Origin of the sequence: Ruminococcus sp. CAG:330 (assembly GCF_000437175.1) — a bacterium.
Lineage (GTDB): Bacteria > Bacillota > Clostridia > Oscillospirales > Ruminococcaceae > Ruminococcus_C.
Map to the genome: position 1 here is coordinate 9517 of NZ_FR898087.1, position 23420 is coordinate 32936.

20 protein-coding genes are annotated in these 23420 nt (G+C 54.3%); 19 read left to right on the top strand and 1 reads right to left on the bottom strand.

All coding sequences use genetic code 11. The annotated features are described in order from the left end of the window. Positions 1 to 601: oligosaccharide flippase family protein (locus QZL66_RS09995; RefSeq protein WP_293614964.1), on the bottom strand; the 601-nt coding region annotated here is incomplete at its 3' end. 258 nt (positions 602 to 859) lie between these two features. On the opposite strand from QZL66_RS09995, the gene QZL66_RS10000 reads away from it, so the two are divergent. The 19 genes from QZL66_RS10000 (at position 860) to mraY (ending at position 23404) form a co-directional block, all read left to right on the top strand. After that, positions 860 to 2056: an aminotransferase-like domain-containing protein gene (locus QZL66_RS10000; protein ID WP_022411574.1), complete on the top strand. Its 1197-nt coding sequence runs from the start codon at positions 860 to 862 to the stop codon at positions 2054 to 2056. A 29-nt stretch (positions 2057 to 2085) separates the two neighbouring features. Continuing rightward, positions 2086 to 2634, top strand: coding sequence for a hypothetical protein (locus tag QZL66_RS10005; RefSeq protein ID WP_022411575.1), 549 nt, complete (start codon positions 2086 to 2088; stop codon positions 2632 to 2634). A gap of 19 nt (positions 2635 to 2653) precedes the next feature. After that, positions 2654 to 3661, top strand: coding sequence for a tryptophan--tRNA ligase (gene trpS / locus QZL66_RS10010; protein ID WP_022411576.1), 1008 nt, complete (start codon positions 2654 to 2656; stop codon positions 3659 to 3661). Continuing rightward, complete coding sequence (locus tag QZL66_RS10015; protein ID WP_293614965.1) at positions 3662 to 4003, top strand: hypothetical protein; 342 nt, start codon at positions 3662 to 3664, stop codon at positions 4001 to 4003. Then, positions 3990 to 4814: a nucleoside triphosphate pyrophosphohydrolase gene (mazG, locus tag QZL66_RS10020; RefSeq protein ID WP_022411577.1), complete on the top strand. Its 825-nt coding sequence runs from the start codon at positions 3990 to 3992 to the stop codon at positions 4812 to 4814. Before QZL66_RS10015 ends, mazG begins: the two co-directional genes overlap by 14 nt. Next, positions 4801 to 5043: an RNA-binding S4 domain-containing protein gene (locus tag QZL66_RS10025; RefSeq protein ID WP_022411578.1), complete on the top strand. Its 243-nt coding sequence runs from the start codon at positions 4801 to 4803 to the stop codon at positions 5041 to 5043. The genes mazG and QZL66_RS10025 overlap by 14 nt, the downstream gene beginning before the upstream one ends. Before the next feature lie 350 nt (positions 5044 to 5393). Further along, positions 5394 to 6104, top strand: coding sequence for a sugar transferase (locus tag QZL66_RS10030; protein ID WP_022411579.1), 711 nt, complete (start codon positions 5394 to 5396; stop codon positions 6102 to 6104). A 531-nt stretch (positions 6105 to 6635) separates the two neighbouring features. Continuing rightward, entirely contained in the window at positions 6636 to 7982 is a 1347-nt protein-coding gene (locus QZL66_RS10035) for a leucine-rich repeat protein (RefSeq protein ID WP_022411580.1), read from the top strand. Between the two features lie 72 nt (positions 7983 to 8054). Continuing rightward, complete coding sequence (locus QZL66_RS10040; protein WP_022411581.1) at positions 8055 to 10316, top strand: leucine-rich repeat protein; 2262 nt, start codon at positions 8055 to 8057, stop codon at positions 10314 to 10316. 182 nt (positions 10317 to 10498) lie between these two features. After that, entirely contained in the window at positions 10499 to 10921 is a 423-nt protein-coding gene (gene rpsL / locus QZL66_RS10045; protein ID WP_022411582.1) for a 30S ribosomal protein S12, read from the top strand. 215 nt (positions 10922 to 11136) lie between these two features. Further along, positions 11137 to 11607, top strand: coding sequence for a 30S ribosomal protein S7 (gene rpsG, locus QZL66_RS10050; RefSeq protein ID WP_022411584.1), 471 nt, complete (start codon positions 11137 to 11139; stop codon positions 11605 to 11607). A gap of 18 nt (positions 11608 to 11625) precedes the next feature. Beyond that, positions 11626 to 13701: an elongation factor G gene (gene fusA, locus QZL66_RS10055; RefSeq protein ID WP_022411585.1), complete on the top strand. Its 2076-nt coding sequence runs from the start codon at positions 11626 to 11628 to the stop codon at positions 13699 to 13701. A gap of 131 nt (positions 13702 to 13832) precedes the next feature. Continuing rightward, positions 13833 to 15032 (top strand): elongation factor Tu, encoded by a 1200-nt coding sequence (gene tuf, locus QZL66_RS10060; protein WP_022411586.1) that lies wholly within the window; start codon positions 13833 to 13835, stop codon positions 15030 to 15032. A gap of 285 nt (positions 15033 to 15317) precedes the next feature. Continuing rightward, entirely contained in the window at positions 15318 to 16244 is a 927-nt protein-coding gene (gene rsmH, locus QZL66_RS10065; RefSeq protein ID WP_022411587.1) for a 16S rRNA (cytosine(1402)-N(4))-methyltransferase RsmH, read from the top strand. Positions 16245 to 16250: 6 nt separating this feature from the next. Next, the gene (locus QZL66_RS10070; RefSeq protein WP_022411588.1) at positions 16251 to 16718 is read left to right on the top strand and encodes a hypothetical protein; all 468 of its coding nucleotides are present in this window, start codon (positions 16251 to 16253) and stop codon (positions 16716 to 16718) included. Between the two features lie 440 nt (positions 16719 to 17158). Further along, complete coding sequence (locus QZL66_RS10075) at positions 17159 to 19516, top strand: penicillin-binding transpeptidase domain-containing protein (RefSeq protein WP_022411589.1); 2358 nt, start codon at positions 17159 to 17161, stop codon at positions 19514 to 19516. 30 nt (positions 19517 to 19546) lie between these two features. Beyond that, a complete protein-coding gene (locus QZL66_RS10080) occupies positions 19547 to 20989 on the top strand; it encodes a UDP-N-acetylmuramoyl-L-alanyl-D-glutamate--2,6-diaminopimelate ligase (RefSeq protein WP_022411590.1) in 1443 nt (480 codons plus the stop codon). Between the two features lie 20 nt (positions 20990 to 21009). Beyond that, positions 21010 to 22392 carry a UDP-N-acetylmuramoyl-tripeptide--D-alanyl-D-alanine ligase gene (gene murF, locus QZL66_RS10085; protein ID WP_022411591.1) on the top strand — a complete coding sequence of 461 codons (1383 nt, stop codon included), beginning with the start codon at positions 21010 to 21012 and terminating at the stop codon, positions 22390 to 22392. Beyond that, the gene (gene mraY / locus QZL66_RS10090) at positions 22376 to 23404 is read left to right on the top strand and encodes a phospho-N-acetylmuramoyl-pentapeptide-transferase (protein WP_022411592.1); all 1029 of its coding nucleotides are present in this window, start codon (positions 22376 to 22378) and stop codon (positions 23402 to 23404) included. The genes murF and mraY overlap by 17 nt, the downstream gene beginning before the upstream one ends. Positions 23405 to 23420: the final 16 nt, after the last annotated feature.

Here is a 23420-nt window from a genome sequence, read left to right on the forward strand (position 1 = left end):
CGGCAGCAGCTGCGGCGAGAGCTGCCAGCGGAACGTCTGCCGGAACCAGCATACAGACCTGTTCCGGATGGGTCAGCACCCACCGGCACAGCAGCAGCCCCAGTGCAAGCTTCGCCACTGCCTCCGCCGCCTGCGAAACCGCCGTAGGTGTCATGGTTTGCAAGCCCTCCCAGTAGCCCCGCTCTACCGCCGTCAGACAGCCAAACAGCGCTGCCGGCGCAATGGCGAGCACGGAGAAAACGGCATAGGGCTGTTTGGCGACTTGACCGGTGAACGGTTCCGCCAGCAGCAGGATGCCGCAGCTCAGTAAGAGTCCCAGAACACCGCACGCCAGCAGGGCGGCACGCCGGATGCAGCGCACCTCTTTCCACCGCCGGAGGGCGGCGGCACGGGAGACAGTCTGGGATACGGCGGCGGAAAGACCGGTGACCGAGAGGGCGTATACCGGCAGCAGCAGCCCGTAGGCGGTACTGAAATATCCCATGCCGGTTCCGCCCAGCACGTTGGTGAGGGGAATCTTGAAGCATGCCCCCAGAACCTTGGTGAGCATGGCAGAGATCAGCAGAATGGCAGACCCTTTCCAAAATGTCTGTTGTTTCAAAGCGGCAGCTCCTTTCGCTGAAAGTATGCGTTTTTTCCACGAATTTTTCGAAATATTAGACAGGTCTTTCAAAAGAAAAATGAAATTGTCCCATTTACTGAAAAATTTATGTTGCCGAAATCGAAAATATGTGTTATAATAAAAAGGAAATGCCGCCGTTTCTGAAGCTGCACGGCTTCGGAAACGGGATTCTGCGGGAAATTGGCGCAGGATCCGGCAGATTCTATTTTCAGAATTTTCAGAAAGGAAGAAACCAACATGCAATATGCATTTTCGGACAATGTGTCATCCCTGCAGCCCTCTGCAATTCGGGAGATCCTGAAGTTTACCAGTATGCCGGGTGTGATTTCGTTTGCTGCCGGAAATCCGGCATCAGAGGCGTTTCCGGTGGATCATATCCGCCAGATCTCTGCGGATCTGCTGCAAAAGGATCCGCTTCTGGCGCTGCAATATAATATCACAGAGGGATATCCCAAGCTGCGGGAACTGCTGAAAAAGCGGATGGAGGCACAGCAGTGCTTCGACCCGCTGGCAGATGATCTGATCACCACCTCCGGCGCACAGCAGGCAAACGAGCTTGCCTGCAAGGTGCTGCTGAACCGTGGGGATACCATGCTGTGCGAATCCCCCAGCTTCATCGGCTCGCTCAATGCGTTCCGCTCCTACGGCGTCAATCTGGTTGGCGTTCCCATGGAACAGGACGGCATGGATCTGAATGCGCTGGAGGAGGCGCTCCGCACCAGCCGCAACCCCAAGCTGATCTACGTCATCCCCAATTTCCAGAACCCTACCGGCCGTGTGATGTCTCTGGAAAAGCGGAGGGGGCTGTACGCACTGGCGTGCAGATACAACGTGGTCATTCTGGAGGACAACCCCTACGGCGACCTGCGGTTTGCCGGCACGCCGGTTCCCTCCATCAAGAGCATGGACACCGAACACCGTGTCATCTACAGCGGCACGTTTTCCAAGATTCTGGCACCGGGACTCCGTGTGGGCTATGTCAGCGCACCGGCAGAGATCATTTCCAAGATCACCGTCTGCAAGCAGGTGTCGGACGTGCACTCCAACATCTGGGCACAGGCAGTCTGCGCACAGTTCCTGGAGGAAACCGATATGGATGCCTACTTGGAGGGACTGCGGGAGGTATACCGCCACAAGTGCGAACTGATGATCGGCGGAATGCGCCAGCATTTCTCCAAGAAGATCCGCTGGGAGGAACCGGAGGGCGGTCTGTTCATCTGGTGCACACTGCCGGAGGACTGCGACATGCCTGCATTCTGCAAGCGTGCCGTTTCGGAGTACAAGATCGCTGTCGTTCCGGGAAATGCTTTTCTGGTGGATGAGACACAGCCCAGCTCGTCCATCCGCCTGAACTTCTCCACACCGCCGGATGACCAGATCGTCAAGGGCATCCGGATTCTGGGCGACATGACCAAAGAAATGTTAGACAATTAATTTTTGAAAGAGGAAGGACTTTATATATCATGGCAAATACAAAAAATCATACCCCGCTGGTGCGTTATCTCGCAACCGAATCTTACCTGATGACACGTGGTGCAGCGCTGCACTTTCCGGCAAAGCAGTTCTCGAAGCTGATCACTCCGGAGCACAGCGTCTATGGCGTAGTGATCGACATCCCCATGAACCCCACCACACTGGCAACGCTGGTTGTCTATATCAACGGCGCAGCAAACCTGTACTTCAACATGTATGACGGCGAGCACATGGGCTGCTACACCGGCGCTTCCCAGCGGTATCAGTCTGTGGTACAGGCCGGACAGATTCTGGTCACCAACGCAAGCCGGATGCTGGGCGATGCGCAGAAGACCAAGCAGTTTGACCTGCCCATGGGACGCAACAACAACATCTTCCTGCTGACCAGAAACGGCATCTATAAAAAAACCGTTTCACCCACAGAAGTTTCTAATGAAAGCAAGGAAGTACAGAGCGTTTATTTCCTGTACCAGAGAGTGATGCAGGAGCTGCATTCCGCACAGATGAAGGATCGTGCGGCTGCACAGAAGAACCAGTAAACGAAAGGATGTGCCGGACATGGCAGAACAAGAGACCAAAAAACTGATTTTCAGCGGCATCCAGCCCACAGGCACGTTTACACTGGGCAATTATATCGGTGCGATTCGGAACTGGGGCCCGCTGCAGGACGAGTACCGCTGCGTATACTGCGTGGTGGATATGCACGCCATCACAGTACGGCAGGATCCGGTAAAGCTGCGGCAGAACAGCCTTCAGGCGTATGCGCTGCTGCTGGCATGCGGCATTGATCTGGACAAGTCTATTCTGTTCATCCAGAGCCACGTGAGAACCCATGCGGAACTGAGCTGGATTCTCAGCTGCAATACCCAGTTCGGCGAGCTCTCCCGCATGACACAGTTTAAAGACAAGAGCCAGCGCCATCCGGATGATGTCAACGCCGGTCTGTTCACCTATCCGGTGCTCATGGCAGCGGATATCCTGGCATACAACGCCGATCTGGTGCCGGTGGGAATCGACCAGAAGCAGCATCTGGAGCTGACACGAAACATTGCCCAGCGCTTCAACCAGCGCTACGGCGAGTTCTTCACGCTGCCGGAGCCGTATATTCCGCCGGTGGGCGCAAAGATCATGTCCCTGCAGGATCCTGCCAAGAAGATGTCGAAATCTGACACCAACCCCAATGCGTGCATTCTGATTCTGGACGACAAGGATACCATCATCCGCAAGTGCAAGCGTGCCGTGACCGACAGCGAGGCGCAGGTGCGCTATGCCGAGGGCAAGGACGGCATCAACAACCTGATGAGCATTTATTCCAGCGTTACTGGAAAGACCTATGCGGAAATTGAACGGGAGTTCGAGGGCAAGGGCTACGGCGACTTCAAGATGGCAGTGGGCGAGGCAGTTGCTGACCATCTCCGTCCGGTGCGGGAGACCTATGCAAAACTCATCGGCGACAAGGCGTATCTGAAGGAGTGCTACACCGCTTCCGACGCCAAGGCGCTGGCGTATTCCTCCCGCATTGTCCGCAAGGTATACCGCAAGGTCGGCTTTGTGGATGCCCTTTAAATGCAATTCGATCTGGGCGCTGCGCTGAGAGCCTGTGTTCATAAGCGTCTATCTACGTCTTTTCGGCAAATTTTGTTGCATACTGCGTTAAAAATTCTTGCCATACGAAAGTATGCCCGCAAATTTTTGCCTTGTCTGCAAAAAAATTTGCTCGAAAATCCGCATATATTTCCTACGAACACAAGCTCTGAAAAAATTTGCGGAGGACGCATTTGCCGGAATTTCCCGGGAGCAGGCGGTTTGCAGCCGGATTCAGAAAGAGCGCCTGGAATTTGCAGCGCCAGCGGAAGAAAAGTAAACCACAATTTCATGAAACCGGAGGCACAGTATGATACCGTATGAACGCAAAGAACGCTACACTGTTGATGATCTGGCAGAGATCATCTCACTCCTTCGCAGCAAAGAGGGCTGCCCATGGGATAGGGAACAGACCCACGAGTCCATCCGCAGCGAGCTGATTGAGGAGACTTATGAGGTGATCGAGGCAATCGACCAGAAAGATCCGGCGATGCTGCGGGAGGAGCTGGGCGACCTGCTTTTGCAGGTGGTGTTCCATGCACAGATCGAGCAGGAACAGGCGCACTTCACGCTGGAGGATGTCTGCACGGAGATCTGCGAGAAAATGATCGTCCGGCATCCCCATGTGTTCAGCACGGTGCAGGCGGATACCACAGAGGATGTCCTGAAAAACTGGGATACCATCAAAGAGGAGACCAAGCATCAGACCACACGGACAGAAACGCTGGAAGCTGTCGCCAAGACACTGCCGGCGCTGATGCGTGCGCAAAAGGTGAGCAAGCGTGCTGCCAAGGGCAAGGGGCATTTCCTGTGCAAGGAGTCGGCGCTTGCCAGCGTGACGGAGTGCAAGCACACGCTGGAACAGGCGGTGTATCTGGAGGACAAGGACGAGCTGGCCCGTGCCATGGGCGAGATGCTGTTCTGCTGCGCCAGCGCTGCACAGCACTTCGGCATTCAGGCGGAACAGGCGCTGACCGATACCACGAACCACTTCATCCAGTGCTTCGCTGCGGTGGAAAAGCGCTGTCTGGACAGCGGACGCTCACTGGACACGCTGACCCACGGGGAGTGGATCGAAATGTGGAACCGCACCAAACGATCTTTTGAGGAGGAAGCAGCCGATGCGATTGGATAAATACCTGAAAGTTTCACGCCTGATCAAACGGCGCACCGTTGCCAACGAGGCATGCGATGCCGGAAAAGTGCTGGTCAATGAAAAGATCGCCCGTGCATCCTATGATGTCAAGGTAGGCGATGTGATCGCCATTCAGATGGGACAGAAGGAACTGTCCGTTCGGGTGGAAAAGGTGCCGGAGTTCGTCACAAAGGAAGACGCTGTGACACTCTACACCGTGCTATCATAAACAATCGAAGAAAAGCGCCTGTGGAAAGGATTCCATAGGCGCTTTTTGCATGCTCTGGCGCTGGGGAAAAAATCCTTTGCCAAATGTATTTGATTTCGGAAAAATTGCCTGTGTTTCCGGCGGTTTTCTGATGGGATTGTCTAAAAATACTGAAAAAAGGGGCTGTTTCTTGTATGAATAGTATATTGACATGCGATGGCGTAAAATGATATAATTTTTTTATATCGGGGGCAAAGTGCAAAGGGAGGCACTTTGTTGGCTCTGGCGCTGCTGCGCCGGGCTGCCTTCGGTGCGGGGGAGCCTGTTCCGGGCTTCCCCTGGGAAAGAATACTTGGAAAGGAGCGGTTTTTATGGAAAATTTAGGCTATTTGAGCCGGGAAGAAGATCTGCCGCATGCTGTCAGCTATGGGGAACGGCATCGGTTTCGTGCACGCTCATCGGAGCGAATGCGGCCGTCCAGAGGCTACTATTTCGCCAAACGGTGCATGGACATTATAGGGTCGCTGTGCGCCCTTGCAGTTCTGGCGGTTCCCATGCTGGTGATCGCCCTGCTGATCTTTTTGCAGGACTTTCACAATCCGTTTTTCCGTCAGGTTCGTGTGACGAAGGACGGGCGGTACTTCTACATGTACAAGTTCCGCACTATGTGTGTGGATGCCGAACAGAAGCTGGATGCGCTGAAGCAGCGCAACGAGGCGGACGGACCGGTGTTTAAGATGAAGGATGATCCCCGTGTGACGAAGCTGGGGAAGTTTTTGCGAAAGATGAGTCTGGACGAGCTGCCGCAGTTTCTGAACGTGCTGGGCGGTTCGATGAGTTTGGTCGGCCCACGCCCGCCGATTCCCAGAGAGGTGGAGCAGTATACGCCGTATCAGAACCACCGGCTGGATGTGAAGGGCGGTCTCACCTGCTATTGGCAGTGCTCCGGCAGAAGCAATATCATGTTTGACGAGTGGGTGGAGCTGGATCTCCGGTATATTCGGGAGCAGTCCTTGAAAACCGATGTCAAGATCCTGTGGAAAACGGCTCGTGCGGTGTTGCAGGGAGACGGCGCAGAGTAATCGGCAAAGAAAAAGAGATACCAGCGGTGCGGAAGCGGTTTTGGCAGCTTTTGCACCGCTTTTTGATGGATGCTGTGGCAGAGTGCCCTTTGATACAAATCAACAGACTACGGGAAAAAGCATGCGGTAACACAAAAATAATTTCCATGCACTTTCCTCATAAGGCTGCTCCAGATGAGCGCAGCTGGCGAGGTGTTCTTAGAGGGCACGTGCCCTCTAAGTCGCCGTCCGCAGACGGCGAAATCCCTGCGCCATGCTTTTGGCGCACGGGGAAGGTGGGTGAGAAAAGCGACAGCTTTTCGAGGGCGGAGCGAACAAGACCGCTCCGCCCTGTGTCCCGTTTGTAATGCCTTGATTTTGAAAACGTTCCGGCGGAACGTTTTCAACGAAACATAGAACCAATGGATACAGTTGAATCTGCTCCTACAGAGAAGCGCCATAATTTGCGCACCATGTCATATTGACGCCATTATAGAAGTGTGTTATAATAGAGACAACATCAGAAAAGCACATGGAAAGGAGGAATGTGCCTTGAATTTGCGGATGATTTCCCCATGGAAACACATCTGGGCGGCGGTGCTTATGACCGTCTGTGTGCTGTGCCTTTTGGGAAAAAGCGGTGCGCTGCTGCATGCCGGAGCAGAATCGCAAAAGCTCTATCAGGACAGCCTGTACTACTCTGTGACTGCCCGAAATGAAGTGGTCATCAAACAGGCACGTCCCTCCGTGACCGATGTGGAAGTGCCGGAGGAGATCGACGGCTGTCCGGTAACGGAGATCGGCAACTATGCCTTTCGCTCCTGCACCCGATTGCAGCGCATTGTGATTCCGGAAACCGTTCGGAAGATCGGACACATGGCGTTTTCCGGCTGTACCCGCCTGACAGAGGTCAGCATTCCGGATACGGTGACGCAGGTCGGCTGGAGCATTTTGCAGGGCACGCCGTGGCTGGAACAGCAGGCGGTGGATTTTGTGGTGGTCGGCGACGGCATTCTGCTGTCGTACAACGGAACAGCTGCCGAGGTGACGATTCCGGACAGCGTCCGGATGATTGCCGGCTATGCTTTTGCCACCAATACCGTCATCACTGCCGTGACCGTTCCGGCAACGGTGGGAACGGTGGACGCCTTTTCCTTTAGCGGCTGTAAGGCGCTTCAAACGGTGACGCTGGCGGAGGGCGTGCAGAGCGTTGGTGCGTATGCGTTTCACTGGTGCACCAGTTTGCGGGAAATCTCCCTGCCAGACAGCGTGCAGGAGATTGGCAACCACGCTTTCGCCTACTGCAAATCGCTGAAACACGTGCGCCTCTCCACGGGAATGACACGCATCAGCAATACCGCATTCTCCGGCTGCGAATCCCTGCAATTTGTGGAAATTCCGGATTCTGTCACGGAGATCGCCACGCAGGCATTTCAGGATTGTGCGGCACTGGAACAGCTGGAAATTCCGGCATCGGTGCAGAAGATCGGCGAAGGCGTTTTTGATGGATGCGTCAATTTGCAGCAGCTCTCGATTTTGAATCCGGACTGCGAGATCTTCGATCTGGAAACTACCATCAGCTCGGCAGCACGCATTCGGGGCATGTCGGTTTCCACGGCGCACGAGTATGCCAGCAAGTATGAGCGGGCGTTTACGCCCATGGACCGGCTGCGGGGGGACTTCGACGGAGACGGCGAACTCACCCTGAACGATGCCTTTTCAGTGCTGGCAGCTTATGCCAGATCTGCCGCCGGAAATCCGGATGCATTGACAGACTTGGAACAGTATGCGGCGGACTATGACGGCGATGGCACAGTTGCACTGGAGGATGCCTTTGGAATTTTGCAGGCGTACTCTAAAAATGCCGCCGGAAACGGATGCGCATCCGGTTCGGTTTAGAAAGAATAGACAACGGGAATTTTATGAAAAAATCCTCCGGCTTGCCGGAGCAAAAAGAAAGGAGTGTGCCATATGCAGAAAATGTGTTGGAAAAGACTGGCTTCCGGAATGCTGGCAGTGCTGCTGTGCATTTCGGTTCTGCTGACTGCGTTTTACAGTATGGGAACTGTAACAGCGCAGGCTGCCTCAAGCCATCCGAATTCCTATGGTGCAGTCAATTATGAGCTGGATGTGCTGGGAAATATTACAATTACCGGCGGTGCGGCAGTGAAAGAAATCGAGATTCCGGAGATGATCAACGGACGAGTCGTGACGAAGATCGATAACGGCGCATTTCGGGACAACAGGACACTGGAGAAGATCACGATTCCTGACAGCGTCATCTCCATCGGGCGCTATGCCTTTCAGAACTGCGTCAGCCTCAAGACCATTGAGGGTGCAGAGGGCGTTACGGACATGGGGGACAAGACGTTCCTCAATACCGCATGGAAAAACCAGTGTCAGGACGAGGTTGTCGTGTTGAACGGCAAGATTGCAGTGGCGCTGAATACCGCTGCGACCCATGTGACAATACCGGAGGGTGTGACGATCCTGGCGGACTACCTGTTTTCGGACGGCGACCGCAATGTGATGACTGTGGACTTGCCGCAGAGCCTGACCGTCCTGGGCAGCGGATGCTTCATGTACTGCGAGAACCTGCAGGAAATTACGTTTCCCCGCAATCTCAAGCAGATCTCTTTCTGGAGCTTCTACGGCTGCAAGTCGCTGAAGTCTGTTTCCATTCCGCAGAACATCTATCAGATCGAGGGCGGCGCATTTGAATCGTGCACCTCTCTGGAATCAGTTACCATTGGGGAAAATGTGCGCCTCATCGGCAACAACGCCTTTCAGGACTGCACCAGTCTGCTGCAAATTAAACTGCCGGATTCGGTGACACGAATTGGCGAGGAGTCGTTCTACGGGTGCAGCAGTCTGGAATCTGTGACATTTGGAAACTCCCTGACGGACATCGGCGCCTATGCCTTTTGCGGTTGCACCAGTCTGCGTGCAGCAGAGCTTCCGGACGGACTGTGCTCCATCGGCTCCTATGCGTTTTCCCTCTGCACCAGCCTGAGCAACATCACACTTCCCCACACACTGGAAGATCTGGGCGAGGAGGTATTCCTGCAAACGGCGTGGATGGAGGAACAGACGGGCAGCTGGATCGTGCTCAGCGGGATTCTGTTAAAATACCGCGGAAACCGCAGCAAGATCGAGATTCCGGAGAATGTCTGCGTCATCAGCAACGGTTTTTTGGAAAATCCTGCCAGCGTCAACGAGATCACACTGCCCGCTCAGATGGAGGAGATCTCCAAGGGCGCATTCCAAGGCTGCACTTCGCTGCGGAAGGTAGTCCTGCCGGAGCACCTGACGAAAATCGGCATCGGTGCTTTTCAGGACTGTACAGCACTGCAAACCATGGTGCTTCCCGACTCGGTGACGGAGCTGGGAGAGGATGCGTTCCTTGGCTGCACGTCACTGCAAAAGCTGGTGCTCTCCAAAAATCTGAAGTGCATTCCCCAGCGTGCTTTTTACCAGTGCACCAGCCTCAACGAGATTGTGATTCCCTCCGGCGTGGAGCGAATTGAATCGCAGGCGTTTGTCCAGTGCTCCTCCCTCTATGCGCTGTCCCTGCCGGAAACAGTATCCTATGTGGGACAGAACAACTTCAACGGAGACACGGCGCTTCTGTCGCTGACGGTGTACAATCCGGACTGCCATCTGATGACTTCAGACTACGAGCTGCCAAAACAGGTGCTGCTCTACTGCTATCAGGATTCCTCCCTGTATTGGTATGCCCAGCAGTACGGACGGAAATATGTGCTGCTGGATACACCGGAGATGACAACACCGTCTGTCACGACCGCACCGCCGGAAACGACTGCGACATCGCCTGTCACCAGTACAGCAGCGGTGTTGACGGCAACCGAATCGGTCACCGCTGCACAGACTACTACGACTACAGCGACCACCGCAGAAACGACAGCTCAGACCACAGAAACTGCTGCGGTCAGCACCACAACGGAAACCGCACCTGTTGCAGAAACGGGCGATGTGGACGGCGACGGCGCAGTTTCTCTGGACGATGCGTTCCTGATCTTACAGGCGTATGCACGTGTCAGCGCCGGTGCTGAAAGCGGTCTGGAGGACTGGCAGCTGCTGCGGGCGGATGTGGACGGCAGCGGCTGCGTTGATCTGGACGATGCCTTCTATATTTTACAGTACGACTCCCTGCGCTCCGCCGGACGGGAGGTAGGTTCGCTGGACGACTGGCTTTCGCAGATTCTCGCATAACTCCATCAAATTTCAGCCCCGATACTCCAAGGTGTATCGGGGCTGTGTAATTTTCCGGCGGTGTAATTGTAAAATTTCTGATAATATATTGACAAGCCGCCGCAGGTGCGTTATAATGAAAAGGCATGCGGCACACAGGTGCATCGCATGTCAAGTTTATTTTTCAGCAAAGGAGGAAAATTATGCCTACGTTTAATCAGTTGGTTCGGAAGGGAAGAAAGGTACAGCAGTACAAGTCTACCGCTCCGGCACTGCAGAAGGGCTATAATGCCAAGAAGAAAGTGACCACAAATCAGAGTTCTCCGCAGAAGAGAGGCGTTTGCACGGCGGTTCGTACTGCAACCCCGAAGAAGCCGAACTCCGCTATGAGAAAGATTGCCAGAGTTAAGCTGACAAATGGCTACGAGGTTACTTCGTACATTCCGGGTATCGGCCACAACCTGCAGGAGCACAGCGTGGTTCTGATCCGTGGCGGCCGTGTAAAGGACCTGCCTGGTGTACGTTACCACATCATCCGCGGTACTCTGGACGCACAGGGCGTTGCAAACAGAATGCAGGCCCGTTCCAAGTACGGCGCAAAGAGACCGAAGGCTGGCAAGAAGTAAGATTGTCCGGCTTCGGCAAAATCCGGGAACCCGCTGCACAGCGGGTTCGGTATGAACAGGAAAGCTTTAGATCACCACAGGAACGTGGAGATATGAATATAGATGTGCCGCTGCGGCACGGCGTATTCCTCTCCATTGGCCTGACGGTCGGCGGAACAATCCGCCCGAACGAGTACCTGTGAATTCATGCATGAATGTGAAGGAGGGAAGCGAAAATGCCAAGAAGAGGTAAAATCGCAAAGCGTGACGTGCTGGAAGATCCGATTTACGGTTCTAAGCTCGTTACCCGTCTGATCAATAATGTGATGGTAGACGGAAAAAAGGGCGTTGCCCAGAAGATTGTTTACGGTGCATTTGATATTGTCGCTGAAAAGACCGGCAAGGATGCGCTGGAAATGTTCCAGGAGGCTATGGATAATGTAATGCCGGTTCTGGAAGTAAAGGCTCGCCGTATGGGCGGTGCAACATACCAGGTTCCGATGGAAGTTCGTCCGGAACGCCGTCAGACTCTGGGTCTGCGCTGGATCACCAAGTATTCCAGACTGCGGAACGAAAAGACCATGAAGGAACGTCTGGCAGGAGAAATCCTCGATGCACTGAACAATACCGGCGGCGCTTGCAAGAAGCGTGACGATACACACAAGATGGCAGAAGCCAACAAGGCATTTGCTCACTATCGCTGGTAAGCGAAAGGAGAATTATCTATGGCTAGAGATTGTTCCCTGGAAAAAACCAGAAATATCGGTATCATGGCGCACATCGATGCCGGTAAAACAACCACAACAGAGCGTATTCTGTTCTACACCGGTATCAACCACAAAATCGGTGAGACCCACGAGGGTGCTGCAACGATGGACTGGATGGCACAGGAGCAGGAGCGTGGTATCACGATCACTTCTGCTGCAACCACTGCATACTGGGCAGGCCACAGAATCAACATCATCGACACTCCGGGACACGTTGACTTCACCGTAGAAGTTGAGCGTTCTCTGCGTGTACTGGATGGTTCTGTTACTGTACTGTGCGCAAAGGGCGGCGTTGAGCCGCAGACAGAAACCGTATGGAGACAGGCTGACAAGTATCAGGTTCCTCGTATGGTTTATGTCAACAAGATGGATATCATGGGCGCCGATTTCTACCGCGTCGTTGACATGATGCACGAGAGACTGAAGTGTAATGCTGTTCCGATTCAGCTGCCTATCGGCGCTGAGGACGAGTTCAAGGGCATCATCGACCTGGTTGAGATGAAGGCGTATGTTTATTACGATGACCTCGGCAAGGATATCCGTGTGGAAGAGATTCCGGACGATATGAAGGAAAAGGCTGAGGAATATCACCAGAGCCTGATGGAACACGTTGCAGAGCAGGACGATGCGCTGATGGAGAAGTTCTTTAACGATGAAGAAATCACCATCGACGAGGTCAAGGCTTGCATCCGTAAGTCCACCATCGCAAACACAATGGTTCCGGTTACCTGCGGTACTTCTTACCGCAACAAGGGCGTACAGAAGCTTCTGGATGCTGTTGTTGACTATATGCCGTCTCCGCTGGATGTACCGTCTATCAAGGGTACCGATCCGGATACCGGCGAGGAAGTATTCCGCCACTCTTCGGACGAAGAGCCGTTCGCTGCACTGGCATTCAAGATCGCAACTGACCCGTTCGTTGGTAAGCTGTGCTTCTTCCGTGTATATTCCGGTACTGTAAACGCAGGTGCTACCGTTCTGAACGCTACCAAGGACAACAAGGAGCGTATGGGACGTATCGTACAGATGCACTCCAACCACAGAAAGGATATCGAAACTGTATACGCAGGCGATATCGCTGCCGTTGTTGGTCTGAAGAACACCACCACCGGTGATACACTGTGCGATGAAAAGCACCCGGTAATTCTGGAATCCATGGAGTTCCCGGAGCCGGTTATCCAGCTGGCAATCGAGCCGAAGACCAAGGCTGGTCAGGACAAGATGGGCATTGCGCTGGCAAAGCTGGCAGAAGAAGACCCGACTTTCCGTACCTGGACAGACGAGGAAACCGGTCAGACCATTATCGCCGGCATGGGCGAGCTGCATCTGGATATCATCGTAGACCGTCTGCTCCGTGAGTTCAAGGTAGAAGCAAACGTTGGCGCACCGCAGGTATCCTACAAGGAAACCATCAAGGGCAATGCCGATGTGGACTATAAGTACAAGAAGCAGTCCGGTGGTTCCGGTCAGTACGGTCACGTTAAAATCCGTGTTTCCCCGAACGAATCCGGTAAGGGCTATGAATTCACCAACAAGGTTGTCGGCGGTGCAATTCCGAAGGAATACATTCCTGCTGTTGATGCCGGTATCCGCGGCGCAATGCAGGCTGGTATTCTGGCTGGCTATGAAGTCGTTGACGTAAAGGTTGAGCTGTACGATGGATCTTATCACGAAGTCGACTCCTCGGAAATGGCATTTAAGATCGCCGGTTCTATCGCTTTCAAGGAAGCAATGAAGCAGGCACAGCCGATTCTGATGGAACCGATCATGAAGGTTTCCGTTATCGTGCCGGATGAATATACCGGTACTGTAATCGGTGACCTGAGTTCTCGCCGTGGTCAGATTCAGGGTCAGGAAACCCGCACCGGTACCGTTCAGGTCGATGCACTGGTTCCGCTGTCCGAGATGTTCGGCTACACCAGCGATCTGCGTTCGAATACCCAGGGCCGTGGTCAGTACTCGATGGAACCCCACAGCTACCAGGAAGTTCCGAAGAATATCGCAGAAAAGATTATGTCTTCCAGAAAGAAATAAGAAGTTTTTCGAAAAAATCCTGATTTTTTCAAAAAACACTTGCATTTCTCTTTGAAATCTGGTACAATATGTGTAACACTTCTCGTTAAGTGCATTTACGCTCATTTTATTTATTGAGGAGGATTATTCCAATGGCAAAGGCTAAATTTGAAAGAACCAAACCCCATGTAAACATTGGCACCATCGGTCACGTTGACCATGGTAAGACCACTCTGACTGCTGCTATCACCAAGACTCTGGCTCTGAAGGGTCAGGCTCAGTACGAAGCTTACGATATGATCGATAAGGCTCCGGAAGAGAGAGAGCGTGGTATCACAATCAACACCGCTCACGTTGAGTACGAGACCGACAAGCGTCACTACGCTCACGTTGACTGCCCGGGACATGCTGACTACGTTAAGAACATGATCACCGGTGCAGCTCAGATGGACGGCGCTATCCTGGTAGTTGCTGCATCTGATGGCCCGATGGCTCAGACCAAGGAGCACATCCTGCTGGCTCGTCAGGTTGGCGTACCGGCAATCGTTGTATTCCTGAACAAGGCTGACCAGGTTGACGATCCGGAACTGCTGGAACTGGTTGAAATGGACGTTCGTGAGACTCTGAACGAATATGACTTCCCGGGCGATGACACTCCGATCATCGTTGGTTCTGCTCTGGCTGCTCTGGAAGCTCCGGACGATCTGAGCGATCCGGCTTACAAGCCGATTCTGGATCTGATGGATGCTGTTGACGAGTACATTCCGACTCCGGAACGTGACGATGCAAAGCCGTTCCTGATGCCGATCGAGGATACTATGACCATTTCTGGCCGTGGTACCGTTGTTACCGGTCGTGTAGAGCGCGGAAAGCTGAACGTTAACGAGCCGGTTGAAATCGTTGGTCTGTCTGAAGAGAAGCTGAACACCGTTGTAACTGGTCTGGAAATGTTCCGTAAGTCTCTGGACTTCGCAGAAGCTGGCGATAACGTTGGCGCACTGCTGCGTGGTATCACTCGTGACCAGGTTGAGCGTGGTCAGGTACTGTGCAAGCCGGGTTCCATTCACCCGCACACCAAGTTCAAGGGCCAGGTTTACGTTCTGAAGAAGGAAGAGGGCGGCCGTCATACTCCGTTCTTCAACAACTACAGACCGCAGTTCTATTTCAGAACAACTGACGTAACCGGTATCATCACTCTGCCGGCAGACGTTGAAATGTGCACACCGGGCGATAACGTTGAGATGGACGTTGAGCTGATCCAGCCGATCGCTATCGAAGAGGGTCTGCGTTTCGCTATCCGTGAGGGTGGTAGAACTGTAGGTTCTGGTGTCGTAACTGCAATTAACGAATAAGTTTACAGGCGTTTTACACACCTGCGAGGGGGAGTTGGACTTCGGTTCACTCCCCCTTTTGCATTTTTCCTTGTGCAACATGCATAAAAAGGAAATTGATTTTTGACCATATTTTTTGCGGCATTCTCTCTTTCTTTCCTTGCAATTTCCCAGCAGATACGGTATAATAATATCATACGTGCGGAATTTTGAGGAGAATCCCCGGAAGAAGCACGGAATACCCCGCATGACGACTCGGAAATTTTGGGTCGGCTGGCGGCTTGGATTGGAGCGAGGAGGCATCCCATGGAATTTCAACATGTTCCGGTTTTGCTGCAGGAGGTGCTGGACGGACTGGCAATCCGGCCGGACGGCATTTATGTGGACGGAACCGTGGGCGGTGCCGGACACTCCCGTGAAATTGCCAAGCGCCTGACTGCCGGCGGACAGCTGATTGGCTTTGACCGTGATCCGGATGCAGTTGCAGCGGCAACTGAACGGCTGGCGGGCTATCCTGCCACCGTGGTGCACCATAATTATGACGAAATGCAGACGGTTTTGACGGAGATGGGGCTGGCGCCGGTGGACGGCGTGCTGCTGGATCTGGGTGTTTCTTCCCATCAGCTGGACGAGGAGTCCCGTGGCTTCTCCTATCACGCCGATGCACCGCTGGATATGCGCATGAGCCAGACCGGAATGACGGCCGAGGATTTGGTTAATACCATCTCAGAGGAAGAGCTGGCACGGATTCTCTTTACCTATGGAGAGGAGAGCTTCGCCCGCAGCATTGCACGGCGCATCGTGCAGGCTCGGCAGGAAAAGCCGATTCACACGACACTGGAGCTGGCAGAACTGATCAAAAGCGGTGTGCCGCAGAAGGTGCGCCGGATGAAAAATCCGTGTAAGAAGTCGTTTCAGGCAATTCGGATTGCCGTGAACGGGGAGTTTGAACATCTGGAAGCGGGATTGCAGGCTGCATTTTCCGTCTTGAAGGTGGGCGGACGCCTGGCGGTCATCACATTCCACTCGCTGGAAGACCGTATGGTCAAACGGCAGTTTGCCGCATGGTGTCAGGGCTGTATCTGCCCGCCGGATTTCCCGCAGTGCGTTTGCGGCAGAACACCGGAGGCAAAGCTGGTCACCAGAAAGCCCATCGTCCCCGGAGAAGCGGAGCTGGCGCAAAACAATCGGAGCCGCAGTGCGAAGCTGCGTGTCTTGGAAAGGAGCCGTTGATTTTTCATGCTGAATCCGGAAAATGAGGAACTGGAAGAACGTTCGGAGGAACAGAAAGAGCCGAAAATCCCCACCAGAGGAATTTTTGTGTTCCGGATCGATCCCAATAAACGGGGTGTCGCTTTTAAGATCTTTATTGCGGGGATTCTAGCGTTGGTGCTGTTCAGCGTGGTAATCAACAGCAATGCACAATTGAATGAGGTGTATTCTGACATCTCTACTGCCAATTCGCAGCTGAATGTCCTGCGCAGCGAAAATGTGCGGATGCAGACGGAATTGGAGAGCAAGGCCTCGATTAGCAACATCAAAGAATATGCAGAGAATCGGCTTGGCATGCAGAAGCTGCACCAGTCGCAGATTCAGTATGTGGATATTCAAACCGAGGATGCGGTGACCATTGAGGCAGAGGATCAGAATATTTTTGTGAAAATTAAGCATAAATTTGAGGATGTTGTGGCATATCTCCGTGGATAAGCCGCATAGAATGGGATTGAAATCAAGCTCCCGTTCAGCAATTGGTGGTACTTTCGGCGAACTGCATCACTGCGACGCAACTATGCGTGCCGTTAGTATAAATGACATGGGCAAGAGATAATATTCGGGTGTCGGAGTCAGAGAAACCCGATGGCGCACAGATGAAGCGGCATCGGACAGATGCTGTTTGCAAAATCGGTGGGATTCTGACGACCTTCTGCGGCGGGCGACTGCCGCAGAAACGGAAATTCCCGTCTGGGAGGCAGATGCTGTTTCCGGAAATGGACGGTTCATGACAGGCGGGGTAATTGTGTTCGATTCCCTGCCTGATTCTATTATGGAGAAACAATGTTGTGTCTGTTCCCGAAGTGCGGGACAGATGCGTGAAACCTGCCGGGCGGTTTGCGCTCGGTGTGCGATTGACCTGGGAGGAGTGCCGGATGCGGCTGCTGAGAGGAAACACTGACAAATCCAAAAAGAAAAAGACAAAAGCAGAGGTTTCTGCGACCGTTCGGATGCGGAACCGCACCAATAAGGGCGTTTTGGGTCTGATGACAGTTTTTTGTGCTGCGGTCATCGTCCGCCTGTTTGTGGTGTCCGTGGTGGACAATAGCAAATACGAGGGAATGGCGAATAACTATCACTTCGGAACCATGACGCTCAGTGCTAACCGTGGCGCAATTTACGATGCCAATGGCACGGCGCTGGCGTGGAGTGCGACAGTATATAACATTTACATAGACCCGACCCTGTATCGGGAGGAGATGAAGTCCATTGAGGACGCCAACGACAAGAAAAAGTCGGCTGCTGAGGAAGAGAACGAAACCGCTGACAATCTGGTGGATGTGGATCAGCTGAAAACCTCCATCACCAATTTTCTGTCGGAGAAGCTGGGACTTAAAACAGAGGAAGTGGAGGCATCTTTCGAAAAAGACGGCCGTTATTATGTGCTGCAAACACAGGTGGAAAAGAACGTGACCGATGAGATCACGGCGTATTTCGAAAAGCTGAACCTCAGCTTCATCGGAACCGAGGCGACCACACGCCGGTACTATCCGCAAAATGAACTGGCAGCAGCGGTTATCGGCTTTACCAATGGCGACGGCGATGGACAGTATGGTCTGGAATATCAGTATGACGACTACCTCTCCGGCGTGGATGGCCGTGTTATCTCGGCGCAGGCTGCCAACGGCGAGGAAATGCCCTACCGGTATTCCACCACCTACGATGCCGAGGACGGCGACTCCCTCTACCTGACACTGGACACCACCATTCAGTACTATCTGGAGAAGAGTCTGGCGGAGATGGTGGAGAAGTTTGAGGTAAAGGAGCGTGCCTGCGGTGTCATCATGAACCCCAAGACCGGCGCTGTTTACGCTATGGCGACCTACCCCACATTTGATCTGAACAACCCGTCGGAGATTTACGACACCAAGACGGCGCAGGAACTGGCAGCACTGCCGGAGAGCGAGTACAGCACCGCCTACGCCACCGCACGGGAAACCCAGTGGAAGAACAAGGTCATCAGCGAGATCAGCTACCCCGGTTCGACGTTTAAGATCGTCACCACGGCGGATGCTTTCGAGGAAAACCTCATCAATATGGAGACCGACAGTTTCTACTGTTCGGGGCAGGTTCAGGTGGCAGATGCGACCATTCGCTGCTCCAACACTGCTGGACACGGCGCACAGACCTTTACACAGGCGCTGACCAACTCCTGTAACCCGGCGTTCATCGAGATCGGGCAGCGCATCGGCATCGATAAGTTCAGCTATTATTTTGAGGGATTTGGTCTGGCGGAAAAGACCGGAATCGACCTGCCCGGCGAGGCAGTCAGCTACAGCGTCACCGGCGATGATATGAACATCGTTGACCTTGCCTCTGCGGCATACGGTCAGTGTAATAAGGTGACCGCCATGGAACTGGTGACTGCATATTCGGCTGCCATCAACGGCGGCTATATGGTAACGCCGCATGTGGTAGACCATGTGGTGGATTCCAACGGAAACATCGTGCTGCAAAACGAGACAGAGGTAAAGCGGCAGATCGTGTCGGAGGAGACCTCCGCCATTGTGCGGGAACAGCTGGAGGCAGTTGTCAACAACAACCCCTCTCATAACGCCTACATTCAGGGCTACCGCATCGGCGGTAAGTCCGGTACTGCGGAAAAGCTGGACACTTCCACGGCAGACGACCGCCAGTATGTGGCATCCTACTGCTGCTTTGCGCCGGCGGATGATCCGGAGGTCATTATGCTGATTATGGCGGACGAACCGAACAAGGAGATCGGCTACTACGGTTCTCAGGTCGTTGTGCCCTATGCAAGAGATATCATGGAGGAGATCCTGCCGGCAATGGGCTTCTATCCGGAGTACTCCGACGGCGAGGACACCGATTCCACTGTGACCGTGCCCTATCTGCAAAGTGCGGATATCACTTCGGCAGAGTCCACACTGGCACAGCTGGGCCTGACTTACGAGGTCGTGGGCGACGGCACAACCGTTGCCTCCCAGTCGCCCTCCACCGGCACCAGCGTGACCAAGGGCGGAAAGGTGATTCTGTATACCGAGGTCGGCGGAAACAGCGGTGATACCATCGAGGTGCCGAATCTGGTGGGCATGACTGCCGCAGAGGTCAACGAGACCATGACTTACTACGACCTGAACTACGCCATTGTCGGGTCATCGGCATCGGAATCCGGTGCTCTGGTGCAGTACCAGTCGGAGGAGGCCGGAACGGTCGTGCCCCGTGGAACTGCCATTACCCTGACGCTGTCCGTGAGTCAGCAGTCGGATTAAACGGAGATAGTGTGAAAGGATGGGATGAAAATGCGGTTATATGCATTGTTGGAAGAGTATGCAAAGACAAACCTGCCGGACATGGAGATCACCGGTCTGACAGATGATTCCCGTAAGGTGAAGCCGGGGATGCTGTTCGCCTGCATTCGCGGAGAGCATTTTGACGGACACAATGCTGCGGGAAAAGCGCTGGAGAGCGGCGCTGCTGCGGTGCTGGCAGACCACGATCTGGGACTGGGCGACCGGCAGATTCTCACAGACGACACACGGAAGCTGTACGGACAGCTCTGTGCCGCCTGGTTCGGACATCCGGAGCGAAAGATGCATTTCGTGGGTGTGACCGGAACCAACGGAAAGACGACCATCACCAACCTGATCAAACACATCCTCACCGAGGCAGGGCATCGGGTCGGTCTGATCGGCACGATCCAGAACGAGATCGGCGACAAGATTGTGCATACCGACAATACCACGCCTTTCGTCTACGACCTCATGGGTCTGTATGCGCAGATGGCAGAGGCCGGCTGCGATTACGTGGTCATGGAGGTTTCCTCTTTCGGTCTGGTGCAGGAGCGCATTGGCGTGACGCACTTCGACACCGCCGTGTTCACCAACCTGACGCAGGATCATCTGGACTACCACGGCACCATGGAAAATTACTATCAGGCAAAGAAGCTGCTGTTCCAGCGGTGCGACAATGCTGTCATTGATACAGACGATGCCTACGGCAGACGGCTGTATGAGGAGATCAGCTGCCCCAAGTGCAGCTATGGCAGCAGCAGCCACGCCGATTACTATGCCGACGCCATCAAGCTTCGGGCAGACGGCACACGTTTCTGGCTGTGCAATGCCGGAAAGTCCTATCAGGTGAATCTGCACCTGACCGGTATGTTCAACGTGTCCAACGCCATTGCAGCAGTCGCAGCCTGCGCTTCTCTGGGCATGCCCATGAAGCGGATTCTGGCGGGACTGGAAACCTGCACCGGCGTGCGCGGCAGATGCGAGGTCATCCCCACCGGCAGAGATTTCACCGTGATCTGCGACTATGCGCACACACCGGATGCCATTGAGAACATCCTGCGCAGCGTTAAGGAGTACACCAGGGGCAGACTGATCTGCCTGTTCGGTTGCGGGGGAAATCGGGATGCCACAAAGCGCCCGAAGATGGCAGCAGCAGCGGCAAAGTACGCCGATTTCCTGATGATCACCTCGGATAATCCCCGGGATGAAGAACCGCAGGCGATCATCGCCGACATCCTGACAGGACTGGAGGACAGCGATGTGCCTTATGAAGTGGTGGTTGACCGAAAGGAAGCCATTTTACGCAGCATGCAGCTTGCCCAGCCGGAGGATGTGATCGTTCTCGCCGGAAAGGGTCATGAGGATTATCAGGTGCTCGCCGGCGGCGTGCACATCCACATGGACGAACGGGAAATTGTACGGGACTGCCTGCCGCTGGTGCCGAAGCGGTAAAAAATAAGGGGGACAGATGGATGAAAGCATGGATGTTGTCAGAATTAAAAGATGTTTTGCAGTGTGAGATTCCGGTGGAAGCCGAGATCACCTGCGTGAGTACGGATACCCGTAACCTGCCGCAGGGCTGCCTGTTTGTGGCGCTGCGGGGGGAGCGGTTCGACGGCCACGACTTTGTGCCGCAGGCAATTGCTGCCGGAGCCGTGGCTGCCGTGACGGAACAGCCCATCGAAGGCTGCCCCTGTCTGGTGGTGGAAAACACCGGACGGGCGCTGCTGAAAATCGCACGGTTCTATCGGGAAAAGTTCCATCCGGTTTTGGTCGGTGTCACCGGAAGCGTGGGAAAGACCACTACAAAAGAAATGATCGCCTGCGTGCTGGAATCCCAGTTCTGCACGCTGAAAACACAGGGCAACCTGAACAACGAGATCGGGCTGCCAAAGACGCTGATGCAGCTGGAGGAGCAGCACACCGCAGCTGTCATTGAAATGGGCATGTCCCACTTCGGAGAGATCAGCCGCCTTTCCCGCACCGCAGAGCCGTCCATGGGTGTCATCACCAACATCGGCTATTCCCACATTGAGAATCTCAAGACACAGGAAGGCATTCTTCAGGCAAAGCTGGAGATTCTGGACGGCATGGCAGCCGATGCGCCGCTTATCGTCAACGGGGACAATGCCCTGCTGGCACCCCTGAAGCGCAACCTGTCCCGTCCGGTGATTACCTATGGCATGCACGCTGAGAAGCTGGATGTCCGGGCAGAGGATGTGGTGCGGAATGCAGATTCCACCACGTTTACCATTGCGGCAGCAGACGGAAAGAAGTATCCGGCAATGCTGCGCTGTGTGGGAGACCACAACGTCATGAATGCGCTGGCAGCGTTCTGTGTGGGAACGCAGGCGGGCATTGCGCCGGAGAAGATCTGCGCAGCGCTGGAGCGCTATCAGACCGTGGGCATGCGCCAGAATATTTCACATCGGGGTGCATATACCATTATCGCAGACTGTTATAACGCCAGCCCGGATTCCATGAAGGCAGCGCTGACGGTTCTGCGGGAACTTCCCTGTAAGGGACGGCACATTGCCGTGCTGGGCGACATGCTGGAACTGGGCGAGATGTCCCGCCAGCTGCACACGCTGGTGGGCGATATGGCAGCAGCCAGCGAAGTGGACGCTCTGTTCTGTCTGGGCACGGAGGCATTCTACATTGCCCAGCGGGCAGCCATGCAGAAAGTATCGGTCTACCACACCGAGGATCGGCGGGAACTGTGCCGTGTCATTCGGAGCTATCTGCGTCCGGGAGATGCTGTGCTCTTTAAGGCGAGCCGCGGCATGCATCTGGAGGACTGCATCGATATGATTTTTGACCAAGGGGAGGAAACTGAAAATGCCGTTCTGGATTAATGTACTTGTAGGAGTGCTGGCGTTTGCGGTGGCAGCGCTGGGCGGAAAGGCACTCATCCCCTGGCTGCATAAACTGAAATTCGGGCAGCCCATCAAGGTGGAATTTGGTCCCAAGTGGCATGCCAACAAACAGGGCACTCCCACCATGGGTGGTATTCTGTTCATTGTGGGCAGCATTGTGGCAACGGCAGCGGGCTATGCCGTTTACCGTATGACCAGCAGCGTGGATGTCACGGCGATCTCCGGCAATCGGGAGGCGCTCCGTGTCATGAGCTGCGTGATCTTCTGCCTGCTGTTCGGTATCATCGGCTTCATCGATGACTTTGCCAAGGTGGCAAAGAAACAGAACGAGGGTTTGACCCCGAAACAGAAGCTGGTGCTTCAGGTGGTGGCAGCCATTCTCTGGCTGGCAGCCATGTACTGGCTGGGCGACCGCAGTACTACCATTGATCTGGTGTTCGTGCGGTTTGACATCCGCTGGTTCTACTATCCGGTGATGGTGCTGGTGATCCTCTACCTGACCAATGCCGTCAATCTGACGGACGGCGTAGACGGACTCTGCGGTACTGTGACGCTGGTGGCAATGCTGATCTTCACCCTGATTTGCAGCCGGCTGCAAATGACCAGCTACACCCTGTTCACCATGGCGCTGGCAGGCGGCTGTCTGGGCTTTCTGGTCTGGAATCTGCATCCGGCAAAGTGCTTTATGGGTGACACCGGTTCCATGTTCCTCGGCGCAGCCGTTGCCTCAGTGGGACTGGCAACGCATCAGCATCTGGTGCTGATTCTGGTGGCGCTGGTCTACATTCTGGAGGCGCTCTCCGTGATGATTCAGGTCACCTATTTCAAATATACTAAGAAGAAGTACGGCGAGGGACGCCGTATCTTCAAGATGACGCCCATTCACCATCATTTTGAGATGAGCGGATTCAGTGAATATAAAATCGTTATCACGTTTTCTCTGTTCGGTCTGATCGCCGGCGCAGTTGGATTGCTGCTGGTTACACTCTGAGCGGCCGGAACGGCGA

Coding starts and splice junctions, on each gene's coding strand:
- QZL66_RS10000 (WP_022411574.1), top strand. CDS start 860: ATGCAATATGCATTTTCGGACAATGTGTCATCCCTGCAGCCCTCTGCA.
- QZL66_RS10005 (WP_022411575.1), top strand. CDS start 2,086: ATGGCAAATACAAAAAATCATACCCCGCTGGTGCGTTATCTCGCAACC.
- trpS (WP_022411576.1), top strand. CDS start 2,654: ATGGCAGAACAAGAGACCAAAAAACTGATTTTCAGCGGCATCCAGCCC.
- QZL66_RS10015 (WP_293614965.1), top strand. CDS start 3,662: ATGCAATTCGATCTGGGCGCTGCGCTGAGAGCCTGTGTTCATAAGCGT.
- mazG (WP_022411577.1), top strand. CDS start 3,990: ATGATACCGTATGAACGCAAAGAACGCTACACTGTTGATGATCTGGCA.
- QZL66_RS10025 (WP_022411578.1), top strand. CDS start 4,801: ATGCGATTGGATAAATACCTGAAAGTTTCACGCCTGATCAAACGGCGC.
- QZL66_RS10030 (WP_022411579.1), top strand. CDS start 5,394: ATGGAAAATTTAGGCTATTTGAGCCGGGAAGAAGATCTGCCGCATGCT.
- QZL66_RS10040 (WP_022411581.1), top strand. CDS start 8,055: ATGCAGAAAATGTGTTGGAAAAGACTGGCTTCCGGAATGCTGGCAGTG.
- rpsL (WP_022411582.1), top strand. CDS start 10,499: ATGCCTACGTTTAATCAGTTGGTTCGGAAGGGAAGAAAGGTACAGCAG.
- rpsG (WP_022411584.1), top strand. CDS start 11,137: ATGCCAAGAAGAGGTAAAATCGCAAAGCGTGACGTGCTGGAAGATCCG.
- fusA (WP_022411585.1), top strand. CDS start 11,626: ATGGCTAGAGATTGTTCCCTGGAAAAAACCAGAAATATCGGTATCATG.
- tuf (WP_022411586.1), top strand. CDS start 13,833: ATGGCAAAGGCTAAATTTGAAAGAACCAAACCCCATGTAAACATTGGC.
- rsmH (WP_022411587.1), top strand. CDS start 15,318: ATGGAATTTCAACATGTTCCGGTTTTGCTGCAGGAGGTGCTGGACGGA.
- QZL66_RS10070 (WP_022411588.1), top strand. CDS start 16,251: ATGCTGAATCCGGAAAATGAGGAACTGGAAGAACGTTCGGAGGAACAG.
- QZL66_RS10075 (WP_022411589.1), top strand. CDS start 17,159: ATGCGGCTGCTGAGAGGAAACACTGACAAATCCAAAAAGAAAAAGACA.
- QZL66_RS10080 (WP_022411590.1), top strand. CDS start 19,547: ATGCGGTTATATGCATTGTTGGAAGAGTATGCAAAGACAAACCTGCCG.
- murF (WP_022411591.1), top strand. CDS start 21,010: ATGAAAGCATGGATGTTGTCAGAATTAAAAGATGTTTTGCAGTGTGAG.
- mraY (WP_022411592.1), top strand. CDS start 22,376: ATGCCGTTCTGGATTAATGTACTTGTAGGAGTGCTGGCGTTTGCGGTG.